General features: G+C 36.9%; 11 protein-coding genes. 6 read left to right on the top strand and 5 right to left on the bottom strand.

The window, feature by feature from the left end; translation table 11 throughout:
* Nucleotides 1-10: 10 nt before the first annotated feature.
* The 5 genes from GHD00_RS06065 to GHD00_RS06045 all read right to left on the bottom strand — a co-directional run bounded on the left by GHD00_RS06065 (nt 11) and on the right by GHD00_RS06045 (nt 2834).
* Nucleotides 11-529 (bottom strand): hypothetical protein, encoded by a 519-nt coding sequence (locus tag GHD00_RS06065; RefSeq protein WP_163537260.1) that lies wholly within the window; start codon nt 527-529, stop codon nt 11-13.
* A gap of 220 nt (nt 530-749) precedes the next feature.
* Entirely contained in the window at nt 750-1085 is a 336-nt protein-coding gene (locus GHD00_RS06060) for a hypothetical protein (RefSeq protein WP_163537259.1), read from the bottom strand.
* A 151-nt stretch (nt 1086-1236) separates the two neighbouring features.
* Nucleotides 1237-1749: a DUF2199 domain-containing protein gene (locus GHD00_RS06055; RefSeq protein WP_163537258.1), complete on the bottom strand. Its 513-nt coding sequence runs from the start codon at nt 1747-1749 to the stop codon at nt 1237-1239.
* 42 nt (nt 1750-1791) lie between these two features.
* On the bottom strand, nt 1792-2034 hold the full coding sequence (locus GHD00_RS06050) for an NUDIX hydrolase (protein WP_240468615.1): 243 nt from the start codon (nt 2032-2034) through the stop codon (nt 1792-1794).
* 299 nt (nt 2035-2333) lie between these two features.
* Complete coding sequence (locus tag GHD00_RS06045) at nt 2334-2834, bottom strand: HIT family protein (protein WP_240468613.1); 501 nt, start codon at nt 2832-2834, stop codon at nt 2334-2336.
* Nucleotides 2835-3405: 571 nt separating this feature from the next.
* Here GHD00_RS06045 and GHD00_RS06040 point away from each other — a divergent pair.
* From GHD00_RS06040 to GHD00_RS06015, 6 genes are all read left to right on the top strand, one after another.
* Nucleotides 3406-3768, top strand: a complete 363-nt coding sequence (locus tag GHD00_RS06040; RefSeq protein WP_163537257.1) for a hypothetical protein — start codon at nt 3406-3408, stop codon at nt 3766-3768.
* A gap of 66 nt (nt 3769-3834) precedes the next feature.
* Nucleotides 3835-4155: a PrgI family mobile element protein gene (locus tag GHD00_RS06035; RefSeq protein ID WP_163537256.1), complete on the top strand. Its 321-nt coding sequence runs from the start codon at nt 3835-3837 to the stop codon at nt 4153-4155.
* Nucleotides 4156-4170: 15 nt separating this feature from the next.
* Nucleotides 4171-5118, top strand: coding sequence for a hypothetical protein (locus GHD00_RS06030; protein WP_163537255.1), 948 nt, complete (start codon nt 4171-4173; stop codon nt 5116-5118).
* The gene (locus GHD00_RS06025; protein WP_163537254.1) at nt 5030-7156 is read left to right on the top strand and encodes a VirB4 family type IV secretion system protein; all 2127 of its coding nucleotides are present in this window, start codon (nt 5030-5032) and stop codon (nt 7154-7156) included. Before GHD00_RS06030 ends, GHD00_RS06025 begins: the two co-directional genes overlap by 89 nt.
* A 5-nt stretch (nt 7157-7161) precedes the next feature.
* Nucleotides 7162-11052: a TrbL/VirB6 family protein gene (locus tag GHD00_RS06020; RefSeq protein WP_163537253.1), complete on the top strand. Its 3891-nt coding sequence runs from the start codon at nt 7162-7164 to the stop codon at nt 11050-11052.
* A complete protein-coding gene (locus tag GHD00_RS06015; protein ID WP_163537252.1) occupies nt 11052-13223 on the top strand; it encodes a peptidoglycan DD-metalloendopeptidase family protein in 2172 nt (723 codons plus the stop codon). The genes GHD00_RS06020 and GHD00_RS06015 overlap by 1 nt, the downstream gene beginning before the upstream one ends.
* Nucleotides 13224-13306 lie beyond the last annotated feature (83 nt).

Genomic DNA, 13306 nt, shown 5'->3' with positions numbered 1-13306 from the left:
TGAATAAACTCTAGTCATCATTCCATTTAGTAATTGCATAAAAAATTTCTTTAGGGTTTGGGTCATGTTCTAAATAGCCTCCATAACATGAAACAAGTACGCCATAATTGAAATCTTGACCTATAATCCATACATCCTCATAGTTTATGCTTTGCCAAAGAACTCTAAAGTTCTTTATTACCCAATTTCCGTCTACAAGAAATATGGGGCTATCAGATATACCTAAAAATAAATAAACCTGCTCTTCAGCAATGGTTATTCCCTGTACGAACTGTATTACTTCTTGTCCCCAACTAAACTCCTTTCTGTGATTCTCATAGTTAATAATAAAATCGTGTGTATGTAATTCATTGTTCCATCTCTCATGAACTGAATTTAAGACTTTTTCTAATTCTGGGGAAGTGATTAAATCGGAATTTTCTATCACATGGGACAAATCTTTTGGTAGCATATCCACTAATATTTTTCTCTGACCTTTTTGTTTGTTAACTTTAATTTTTTGCTGTAACAGTATTTTTCGTTCATCCATAATTTCACCCAATCCCGTTTACTTAATATGTCAATTATAATCCCATCTGTTCCAGCTTTTTCTGCAAAAGAACGAGCATTACCGTTATTCAAGTAACGCCACCCGTTTGTTGAAAATCCATCTTACTGCTCTTTTAGCACAATAGGGAGTTGCCATTCTTCGCTAAAGAAACAAACCTATTCTCACAAATTTTATCAATATGTTTACAGTAATATATCAGTTATTGATTTTTTATAGGCGTTCCTAATTTCGCAATATAAGGTAAGATAAGAGAAATCATTATAAAAATAATTAATAATGGTGTTAGTTCCATTAATAAACTCTTAGGAGTTAATGATACATCATTCGTGATGAAATGTTTATTTAACACTAAATGTGATATTACAATAGGTCCCATAAAAAGGAGTAAGTAAAGAAATAATGAATTTTTTATAGTAAACTTTGTATGGCAAATCTTACATTGTACTTCTTTTAACCCACCGTTACGCCATTGCGAAATTATCATTTCCTTCCAACCAAATTGATGACCACATTCTTTACATTTCGGTAGTTTCAAATTAATTCACCTCATGAACTATCATAACAAAAAGCATTCTCTACTTACTCAAGTAAAATTTAACAACCCTTATTCATTTACTAATAAAATAAGCGTTCCTGCTTGTTCTAGAAACGCATCCAATAGTTTAATAACAAGCTAAATTTAATTATTAATTATCTTTATTCACACATAACTCTTCAGCTATCTCTTGTACGCGCTCAATTGTAATTCCATTTCTATATTCAACTGCCAAAGGATGGTCTGTTGGTTCGAGTTCAATATAAGGTCTAATTCCATTGGGTCTAGGTTGTACCCTCGTTTTTAAATTCACGGTATCTGGATAACAGGGCAAAGCAGTAGATAACCAACCGTACATTGGTTCCAATAATTCTTGTTTATCCCAAAGTTCTTTTGTTTTATTAAAATTAGCTTCGCTTAAAGATACCCATACACCCCATATTAGGTGTTCCTCTGTTCCGATTATTGGGATTTCTATACAACCACGAATAAAAAAGTGTTGTTTATCCATAATACATAAGTCTTCATCTAGTTCAAATCTATCCTGACGTTCTCCGTCTGCAACAGAATAATAATAAACTGGTGCTGGATTCCCGTAACTCGTAGGAAGTTCTTCGTGATATTCTCCGCAGCAACTACAAGTGTATCCCTTGATATTTGTCATTTCGCCCTCCATAATAGTTCATTTTTCTATTTTCGCAACCCTTTAGTTGAAGATAAGGTTTAAATAATCTCCATGTCCTCGAATAAGTTCAACTTCATTTTCAGAAGAAATCCAAAAGTAATGGAAAGTTAGACCTTCTTCTTCGCCTCCACCAGTCGGCTGATAATCCCATTTATCTTCGACATCGTTAACAGTTAACTTATAAAAAAATCGATTATGTATCTTACCATCATCGTTCTCCCAAAAGTCTTCAGCAATTAAATGATCAACAGAAAAATTTCTCAATCCAGTTTCTTCTTTAATCTACCTAATAACTGCATTAAATGTATCTTCTCCATTTTTTACTGTACCTTTAGGTATTTGGATTCCAGCTTCAGCTATTGGATGTTGAAAAACCAACACTTGCTTTTTGCCATTTTTATTTCTTGTGACATAACCATATGCTTTTTAATGGAATTCAAACCAACCCTCCTCTTACTATTGTTTGGTTTTGTTTCACTATTCGGCTATTTATTACAATAAGGAAAAGGAGCTGCATTTAATTGGCAACTCCCTGTAAATTTACCACTCTTCGAATAATGACATTAAACATTCTCTTGTATCCACGAACGCAACTTTTCTGCATAGAAAGGACGTTCATCTGGTTCAGTATAAGAACCTTTCGTTAGATAGAGATTATCGTTTTCGTACCTCGGATAAACGTGAAGATGATAATGCCACACGTCTTGATTTCCAGCAGGCTCATTATGTTGTCGAGTAGAAACACCATCACACTCATAAGTATTTTTCATAGCAAACGCTGTCATTTGAGCAGCACGATGAATTTCAGCAGCCATTTCTGAAGTAAGTTCATATATGTTTTCGAAATGTTCATTAGGAACTACAAGAACATGCCCTTTGTTGTTTGGCCACCATTTACTTGCAATAAATGCAGTCACATATTTATTTTGATAGATAATGTCTATTTGTTTCGTTCCTTTATTATTTTTCTCAATACCTGAAACAATACGACAAAATGGACACTCGTACCCTTCAGGTTTATGCGAATATACATTCATTTCACCAGCCATTTGTCTAAGTTTCAAATTCTTCCCCCCCTATGCAAAGTTATAGGTTCTTTATATGTAAAACCTTCATATAATAACTGCGTTTAACTTAATATCTTTACATTTTATATTAACATAATATTCTAATAACTTATCAAAAAAGAAAAGACCATCAATAGCAAAGTTTGTCTTGTTTAACTCTTGCATCCCGTTAGAGTTTAAGTATATCTTTTCACAATCTCATTCGATTTTAACATAAATATCCATATATGAAGAGGTATGTTCCTCCACAATCTGGCCCGATTGTTAAATAGCATGACTGGCGTTTGTTAAGCAACTTTATTGTCACTTAACAATTGGGATGGTTAAATCATTTTTAGAAAAAGTATAAAAAGATCATTTTCTGATTACATATATTCGTTATATTAGGAAAAAAATGACTTGCATTTATGGTGAAAATTGTATAAGCTATGATTAGAAAAAATTTCATAAATTCACCGGGAAAGACCCGAAAAGATCATGAACACGCCATACGTGCGTGTATTTCGTGATTTTTTCGGGTTTTTTTATTCCCATGAAATTTTATGAATTATAGAGGAGGGCAAACAAAATGAAGCTAAAAACATGGATCCCGCCATTCATTATGATGGCTACTGTGTTTTCATTGGGGTTATTGGTAGGTCCAGATGAAACCTATGCTGCTTGGGAAAAAGCAGGGATTACTCCCGATGGAAACATCGAAAATAGTGGTATTTATGATGACTTAAGTTCCCTTGTTTATTTTATCATGGCACTGGGAGGTTTCTGGATCATCGGCTGTTTAATCTTTGCCGGTGCAAAGTTATCTGGAGCGCAAGGGAATCCACAAGGAAGGACACAAGGATTTATTGGTATTGCTATGTCATTCGTAGGTGGATGGGTCATTATGAAAGCTTATGACATTGCTGGCTGGATTGCTGGCTTTGGAGCATAGACAAGAATACCATGAACCCCTCTTTAACGAGAGGGGTTCACTTATAAAGAAAGAAGGGATCAAAAGATGTCCAAAAAAGTAACTGTACCAATCGATATGTCCAGTGAGCAAAAAACTATTCTAGGTATCATGAGCCCTCGACAGCTAATTTATCTAGTGGCAGGAGCCTTTACAATATACGCTTACGTACCAACTGTATTTCAACTAGCACCCCATTGGATAATTGGCTTTTTTATGAGCTTTTTTGCAGGTCTTCCAGTAGCCACCATTATACTTTTGCTCGCTTTTAGGAAAAAACAAAAATATAACCTCTATTATGATCATTATTTACTAATCAAATTAAATTATAAAAATGAAATAGGAGTGTGGAGGAAAGGATCAAAATAATAAGGAGGAAAATAAATGTCAGATGTACTAATAATGGGAGCATTCGGTATTGCGATTTATATTTTTGCTCGAGTGATGGAGAAAAAGCCGATTCTTCCCTGGAAGGAACCAAACCCTGATAAGCTGGCAAAGCAAAATGTAAAGGGCAAAAGTAAAAAACAAAATAAACACCTTATTCAACCGGATGAAGAACCCAAAACATTTCGAGAATTTCTAAGTGAAGTAAAAGAAATAGATAATCACATGTTGCGCTACAAAGACAATCGCTTTGTCTTAATAGCAGAGGTTGACCCCGTGAACTACTTCTTACTGAGTGATCATGAACAAAATGCCATTGATGCTGATTTCGAAAATTGGTTAGCTCAGATTGATTATCATGTGCAATTTTACTTACAGAATAGATATATTGATTTGACCGAACCCATTCAAGAAATGCAAAAAAATATGGAAATTGCAGAGGATCTATCGAAGAATGCTTTGGAGTATGGGCAGAGTATGGTGAATGATCTCGTGAGATGGCAACAGGAACAGCCACGTTTTGAAACGAAACGGTATATTGTATGGACACACCAGGTGAAAGCATCCGATATTACAGCGGAAAATACAGAAGAATTAGAACAAAAAATCGTTGAGAAGGCATTTGCTGAACTCTTCAGACGATATAACACGGCAAAACAGCAACTTAGAAAAGCACGTATGAAAGTAGACTTACTTACAAGTGAAGGGTTAGGTGAACTTTTATATTACACTTTCAACCGACGTAAAGCAGTTAAAAATCGATTCAGAGATATGGTCGATCAAGAAATGACCTCCCTTTATGTAACAGCAGACCAGGAAGATGCTTTTATCGAACTTGTGAAGGAGGGAATCGAGAATGAAGCTATGGGAGAAGATAAAAAACTCCAAGAAGCTGCAGCAGAAGAAAATAAAGAAAATAAAAATACAGAAGAAAGAGCAAGCTAAAGAAGAGAAAGAAGAAACAAATCAGGAAGAAGAGCTACATACTCAATTATATGATAAACCAACCATATGGGATCTAATATCTCCCGATGGCATGACCATCAATGCAGAAGATTATGGTGTACTGAAACAATCTTTAGGAACGAAAACCTATTTTCGACCAATGTATATACCTAGGGATGGCTACCCGCGAAAGTTACAAACCAACTGGCTATATTCCCTCACGAATAGTGGAGAAATGGATGTTGTGGTTGATGTTCATAAAGTGAAAAAATCAGATGCCATGAGAGCATTACAAAAGCAATTAACTACCCTTCAATCTAGTTTAGCCTTCCAACGTAAAAGAGGTAATATCGATCAAGAACAAGATTTTCAAACGAAAATATTTGATACAGAGCAGTTAATGGCTGAAATTCAATTTTCTGAAAACGATTGGTATAATGTTTCGACTTTAGGAACGCTTTATGCTCAATCAGAAAAAGAATTAGATAGTTATAGTGAAATGTTAGAAGATGAAATGTCCTCTCGTTTTATTAAGCTGGCACCGTCATGGAGTCGAGTGAAGAAAGGCTATAAGAGTTCCTTGCCAATTGGAACGAACCTTTTGAATGATTCATTGCGAAACTTAGATCGTCGTTCATTAGGAACATTTGCCCCGTTTATTAGCGGAAGTGGTAAATACATAGGTGGTGTTCCCATTGGGATCAATAAAATCACCGGACAATTGGAATTTATGAATAGTTTTGGGACAGAAGAATTCCGACCAGAAAATTATAATATGGGGATTACAGGCATTCCAGGTTCGGGTAAATCCTTAGCGATGAAATTAAAAATCGCAAGGGAAACAAGCGGAGCCAATGTATGGTCCACCATTATTGACCCAGAAGGGGAGATGACAAAACTTACCCAACGATTGGGCGGTATTAATCTCAATATCAGTGAAGAAGAAAAAATATGCATCAATCCATGTGCCATTAGTCCAACAGATATCCCTTTAACTCAAGAAGATGAAGAAATGGATTGGCTGGATGATGAAGATAAGCGAGAGATTGTTGAGAAAAATGGAAAGCAATATATTCGTTTTGTTCCCCTTAAAGAAAAACAAAATGAAATATTAAACTTTTTTGATATCATCATTCGAGGAAAAAATGGGGAAGATGATGGGTTAGATGTGTTTGAACGAAATTATACGGAAGAAGCGATGAAATACGTTTTTGAGGAACAATTACAAATGACCTCACACCCTGACTCATTATATCAAGAAAAGGCACAAGTAATTGATGGAGAATTGATTCAGTCAAAGGTGAGAAAGCCGGAACCAACGATATCTGATATATATCATTATCTTATTAAACACTATAAAAAAGAAAGAAAAGCAGAACGGTTAATCGCTGCTATCCGTCCCTTTTTACGTGATGGATCAAAGCCTATTTTTGATGGCCAGACTTTTCTTGGTAAAGGGAATCCACAAGATTTGAATAGTGCTAGATTAGTAAACTTTAATATTAGTCAAATGGAAGAAGGCTTCTTGAGACCTATCGCCTATCATGTCATTCTAAACTATTTATGGGAATATTTCGCCAAAAACTCGGACAATGCCACCAAGAAAAAATATATTTATTGCGATGAATTATGGCAGTTTATTGATAACGATCAAACCGTTACATTTTTTGAGAAAGTAGCAAGACGTGCTCGAAAACGCAATTGCGGGCTATGTTGGGCTTCCCAGGATTTTGTGAGAATACTAGAAAATCCAAAAGCAAGGGGGATTTTGCAAGCTACTTTTTCTATTTTGTTTATGCAACAGAATAAGATTGATGAAAAGAAAGTACGAGAGAATTTCGATCTTTCTGAAGGAGAATTAGATATTTTATTCGGAAATCCAGACAAGGGCGAGGGAATTTTACGAGTTGGTAAGAGTTCCGTCTACCTACAAACGAATCCGAGTGAAGAAGAGTTAACATTTATTGAATCGAATCAAGCAGTGTTAGAACAAATGCTACAAAGAAAAGAAATGCAACGTCAGCAAGAACGGTGGTGATGTAATTGACAGATAAAGTAATGGATATCATAGAAGTAATATTTCGAAGTATGTTTGAATGGATTGTCGCTCCGTTTAGTAATCTACGAGGTATTCATGGATGGATATATGGGAGAGATGGCGATACGGAATTAGCCTATGGTATTTTCACTCGTGAAGAGATATTTGATATTTATCAACCAGGTATGAATGTCTTTGTAGCAATGGCCGTAACGGGGATATTAATAGGGATAGTCTTTGGTGGAATGAAGATTGGTTCCGCTGGGATTAACCCTGCTAACCGTACCTTTGTCTTTGCTTTTATGAAAGACTTAGCGATTGTTGCAATTTTGTTTTTTAACTTAAGTACCTTATACACCATCGTTTTTGGGATCAATTACACTATTGTGAATGCTTTTAAAGCAGATTCAGAAGGTTTCTTTGAAATGCCCACTACATGGGATGAATTGATGGAACTATCAGAAATATCATCTAGTAACGGTGTCATAGGTTTCTTATTAATTGGCTTAGTATTACTAGGTCTAACTGTATGGGCTAACTTTTATTATTTAATGCGTAAGATTAGTCTATTAATCTTAATGATAACCGGACCTCTAATGCTAGCTTTATACCTGATTCCACAAACGAAACAAATCACCATGGCTTGGTTTAAGGAGTTTGTGGGTACGGTTATGGTTCAGTCTGTACATGCCTCACTTTTTTGGATGATTAGTTTAATTACGCTATCCGGTGAGAGTGATTTTATCACGAACACCATTCTATTCATCATTTTTATTCCAACATCCGAAGCCATCCGTTCTTTATTGGGTATGGGTGGTGGTATGACCACTACTATGAGTAAAGCTGGTGCCATGATGGGAATGGGAGCCTTAGCAGGTGTGTATGGGGCTGCAAAAGGAGCCTTTACCGACAAATCGGTCATGGGTACACTAAAAGGTGCTTACAACGGTACTCAAAAAGGAAAAGACGGTTCTGCTGACAGTTCAGATGGAAACGATGCTGATCCAGAAGTAAAGAAAACGGTTGGGGCCAATACAGGAACTGACATTGGTACCACGACTCGTGCTGAGCGTATGCTAAAACCCGGTGAAATAACAAACAAGATGGGGAAAGCCGTCTTTGGAGCAGCTGGGTCGATTGCTGGTTCAGCAATGGGACCAGGTGGGGCAATAGCTGGTTCTACGCTAGGATATGGTGTTGGTGGAGCTGTATCTGGTGTAGCAGGTAGAGTAGGTGCAGCAGGAGTAGAAGGTTTATCGGCACTCGGTAAAAAATCCAGTGGAAAGTTTGCAGACAACTTTAAAAATTCCTTTAAATCGAAGGATCTAGCAGATGAAAAACTAGCTGACTCCTTGGCAGAATCCAAAACGGAAAAATGGGGAGAAGAAAATAAAGAAGATTTCATGAAACGTAACCGTGAAGCCTTTACAGACGCGGATGATGAAACCCTTCAAAATATGTGGAATCAAGAATATTCCGCTAAAAAGGCAGAAAATCTTGAAAAAGCAAAAGGTTATGTAGGGGCGATGCGAAAGAATGATGGTAAATATGCTAACGCCCAGTCGTTAGCAGATCAAACACAGGAATCTATGACTGAACAATGGGCGAAAGATAATAAAGAACAATTTATGCAAGATTACGACCAAAATAATCCAGTTCCCGCTAATGCATCTAAAGAGGATAAAAAACAACATGAGTCTAACAAACAAAAAGCATGGGATAAAGAAGTTACTAATAAACAAAATCAGTTTGGACAACTGGCTAAAAATACTGCAGAAGAAATGAGTAATGGGCTGGATTTAAACAGGGCTTATATATCCAAAGAAGACTATGCAAATAACGTAGCCAATGCTGCGCATGAACAAGACAAAGAAGCATTTGTAAAAGATTATCGTAGTAAATTTAATCCAGATGCTTCTCGTGATGAAATAGAAGCAATGTATGACAAAAAACATAGTGGAAATAAACAGTTATATATGGGTGCATTGCAAAATGCCAAACCAGGAGAAGATCAACCGAATGCGAAACAGCTTGCGGACGCATCAACGGAGCAATTAACGGATAGATGGGCAACGGCGAATAAAGCTGACTTTGAACGTAACTATAAAGTGCAGAATCCTAACAGTACCAAAGAGGATATTGATGTTGCTTGGGACAAAGAAGTACAGGGCAAGCGTCAGGAATTTGCACAAGCTTCCAATCAAGTTGCAAACAATATGAGTAAAGCGCAAGGGAAGGATATTGATCAAGCGTCAATTTCCAAAGAAGGTTTTGCAAATCAAGTTGCAACAACCTTAGATCACAATGATAAACAACAATTTGTGAAAGACTATCAAACTAATGCTTTAAAGACAGATCAAGATATCGGTAAAGAATATGACGTCAATCATCAACCTGAAAAACAGTCCTATTTGGTACAAGCACAACAAGCAACAAAAGGAGTGAAAGTAGGTAAAATAGTAAGCAACTTTGGGAAAACAGCGAATAATGACTATATTGCTTCCCAGTTAGCAACGGTAAAAACTGCAGAGGCAAAAAAACAGTTTTTTAAAGATCAAACTGATAGTGGTATTGACAATGATGAGCAAATATCTAAAGCATGGCAGGAAAAAGAGGGCCAAATATATGCTCAAAACCATACAGACGTATCTAAAAAAATGCCAACTTCGATAGAATTGCCTTCTCGTGTAATGCCTAATAATGTATTTGGGGATAGTACAATGGGACGTGCTGCTGCAAGTGGAGCAAGAGCCTTAGTTGGAACCGCTACTGGAACTTATGGGGCCACTCTAGGTGTGGTAGGGGACGGAGTAAAAGGTGCTGGTAACTTTGTTATGGACACTAAAATTGCTAGCTCATTAAAAGGGATCAAAGTAGATGGTTCTGGTGCCTACCATTCTGCTAAACATCAAGGTGAAACTAGTTTGCAAGCATTAGGGAGTGGTACAAAAGGGGTATTTAAAGGAATACAAGATAGATTCCTATCACACACTCCAAAAAATGTTTTAGATAAACAACAAGCTGTTACACACGGACTGGCTTATGCGGGTGGTATCGTAACCGGAGCAGGCGGCTATCAAAAAATGGCTCAAGTTGGAGCAAAACATAATCCTTATAATCCGGCTGTTCGTCAATCATCTGAAGTAAAAGAAGTTGCTGAGATTGAGCAAATGGCACAAAAAACAGACGACGAGTTTGGAAATAAACAAGTATCACCAGGTGCAGTACAAATGGTGACCACACGTGATCAATCTCATCTCCAAGTGAAAGATCATGCGGGGCAAACTAGAATAGTATCCCGTTATGGGTCTGGAGATAGTGGACTAAAGAAAAAAGATGTTGTCTATCAAGATATGACCATAGAGAATGGTCAGCTATCCCAATCATCCCAAGCTTTCAAATATGATACAGGTGGGAATGCTGTTCCGACGAATAGAAGTGTAAGGGTCAACCCAAATCGATTAGTAGCAAATCATAATCGAGGAAAGACAAAACCAATTGTTCATGAAGCACCACCATTAAATCAAGCGGTAGATCAAGGTTCGTTTGAACAAGAGCAAGTGGTTAAGCGAACACAAAATGTCCGAATGGTTGTAACAAGGGATACTAGCTATATGGTAGGGACCGACAAAAATACTGGAGAAGACTATCGTATTTCTCCTTATGGAAATGGGGATGCCCGATTACAACCGAACGAAGTCCGTGAGACTGGATATACAGTCAAGAATAAACGATGGGTGAAAGATCGTCTTACTACAAATGAACAAAAACAACAAGTAGATTACCATACCTCTACAACAGCAGATGATTTGATACCCAATAAAGAAAATAAAAGAGCAAAATCACGACGTAAAATGGAAAAAATGCGTTACAAGGGATTGGGAGGTAGTGTGTAATGCCACTACCATCTCCTAATCAACAACAGGAACCAAAAAATCGTTCGGTTGTGAAGGACGTAGCGAAACATCAAGTCAAGAAGCAAGGGAAAAAGCTAGCAAAAAAAGCACTAAAAAAAGGCGCCAAACTAGCAGCCAAAGCAGCTGCTAAAGGTGTTACTGTTTTATTGAAGGTATTGGCCGTTGGCGTATCATCTATTGGAGTTCCCACCTTATTAATTGCTGCAGGTGTTATTGTTCTTGTCATTATCCTTTCTCTCCTGTTTACCTTCTTTTTTAGTTTTGGAGATGAGGAAATGACCGAAGACGAACGATCTATTCAGAAATATATTGAAGAAAAAGCAAATAGTACAGTGAACATGAACAATTCATTTGAAAAACAATATCGTGTACCGAATGAGTTAATTGCCTCTGTTATACAAATAGAAAGCATGCAAGAAGGTGTTGATGTATACGACGTCATTGACCAAATGTCGACATCGCTAGCACCAGAATTTATGTACGATGAATTTAATGAATGGACTGAAACGAAAACACAAGTTTGTCGTGATGGTGATTGCGAACCTTATTCAGAACCTGTTCGAGAGGATAATTGGGTTTCAAAGGTTACATCTGTTGACTATTGGAATGGCTCTAAGCACTTTACGTATACACCTTATACCACTAATTGGGAAATAGAAGAAACGGTTGATTATGAAACAGAATCTTACGAAGTAGAAGTGCCCATAAAAAGAACGGAAACAATCGAAATCCCTTTTACCAATTATAGGGATATAGAATACGAAGTGACTGTTAGAGAAAAAAGAACTCGATGGGTAACAGAAGAAAGGGAAAGGATTAAATTTATTCCACAATGGCCGTTTATTATTACAGAAACGTATGAGGTCCAAGTGGAAGAAACCTATTACGTGGATGTTCCTAAAACTGTTTGTTGTATGAAAGTTCCTTTTATGGATTACAGAGAAGAAGAAATTACCTTACATGATACCGTAACAGAGGAAAGGACTCGAGAAATTGAAGTGATAATACGAACAGCAACGCGACATCAACGTTTTGAAGTAGATACAGAGGAAAGAGAAGATTACACTACATTGGATAATATTTTAAATTCCATTGGTTACTCCAAAACGGATAAAATGTTAGTAGATGCGAACTTTGCTTTTGTAGACGGAGAAAGTAATTATACTAATTGGCTAGTGCAAAATGACCCTGCGTTTCGTAATAACTTTTCTGGGTTTCAAGGAATTATTCAACCAGGAGAAGGTATTGTTCCAGAATTCATGACATTTTACAGAGAGGCGGAAGCGAAGTATGGGGTGGATTGGTATGTTTTAGCGTCTGTTCACTTTCAAGAAACAAGGTTCAATTCCATTGATAGTATGATATCTTGGGCAGGTGCCATTGGACCGATGCAATTTTTACCGGCAACATGGTCTGGATGGAAATATGATGTTGGAGGCGGTCTTGTCGATACGTACACTATTGATATAACTGATCCTACCGTTATTAGTAATGGTGGTGGATATGGTGTAGATGCGAATGGAGATGGCATTGCAGATCCATGGGACACAGAAGATGCGATTCATACTGCTGCTAATTACCTTGCATCTAGTGGATATAATGAAGATCCGAGAAAAGCTATATTTAATTATAACCATGCTAATTGGTATGTGAACGAAGTACTGGAAAGGGCAGAAAGATATAAAAATCAAGCGACATATTTACCTGATATGGACGATGTTCCTCCTGTATCTGATGGAGCGTTTATGCGACCAGCAACAGGCAGTGTCACTTCTACTTTTGGTTATCGTGCTTTTAATGGAGGAAGTTTTCATAATGGTATAGACATTGGGAAAAATGGCAGAAGTCATGATGTCCCCATAGTAGCATCCGCTTCTGGTGTAGTCCGCTTATCCGACAGATCATCAAGCTATGGTAACTGGGTTATTATAACACATCAAATAGAAGGAACGACGTTTGAAACAGTGTATGCTCATATGAAAAATCGTGCAGTAAATGTAGGAGACACGGTAAGCAAAGGGGAGTTTTTAGGATACATGGGGAATACAGGTAAGTCGTTTGGAGCTCATTTACACTTTGAAGTACATTCACCCTCGTGGAATAATGCTAAATCGAACAAAATGGACCCCATCCTTTATGTTCCTTTTTAAAATAAATGGAAGGGAGAGAGGGAATATGCTGTTCATAGCCGACAGTATATTCCCGTTTAATCATGAGTAGAAAAAGCTTTATT

This window comes from Gracilibacillus sp. YIM 98692 (assembly GCF_010993965.1).
Lineage (GTDB): Bacteria > Bacillota > Bacilli > Bacillales > Amphibacillaceae > Gracilibacillus.
This window is presented reverse-complemented; position numbering and strand designations above follow the sequence as displayed.

What these genes read in the sequence shown, in the direction of transcription:
- GHD00_RS06065 (WP_163537260.1), bottom strand. Translation starts at nt 529, where the DNA reads ATGGATGAACGAAAAATACTGTTACAGCAAAAAATTAAAGTTAACAAA.
- GHD00_RS06030 (WP_163537255.1), top strand. Translation starts at nt 4,171, where the DNA reads ATGTCAGATGTACTAATAATGGGAGCATTCGGTATTGCGATTTATATT.
- GHD00_RS06015 (WP_163537252.1), top strand. Translation starts at nt 11,052, where the DNA reads ATGCCACTACCATCTCCTAATCAACAACAGGAACCAAAAAATCGTTCG.
- GHD00_RS06025 (WP_163537254.1), top strand. Translation starts at nt 5,030, where the DNA reads ATGAAGCTATGGGAGAAGATAAAAAACTCCAAGAAGCTGCAGCAGAAG.
- GHD00_RS06040 (WP_163537257.1), top strand. Translation starts at nt 3,406, where the DNA reads ATGAAGCTAAAAACATGGATCCCGCCATTCATTATGATGGCTACTGTG.
- GHD00_RS06035 (WP_163537256.1), top strand. Translation starts at nt 3,835, where the DNA reads ATGTCCAAAAAAGTAACTGTACCAATCGATATGTCCAGTGAGCAAAAA.
- GHD00_RS06055 (WP_163537258.1), bottom strand. Translation starts at nt 1,749, where the DNA reads ATGACAAATATCAAGGGATACACTTGTAGTTGCTGCGGAGAATATCAC.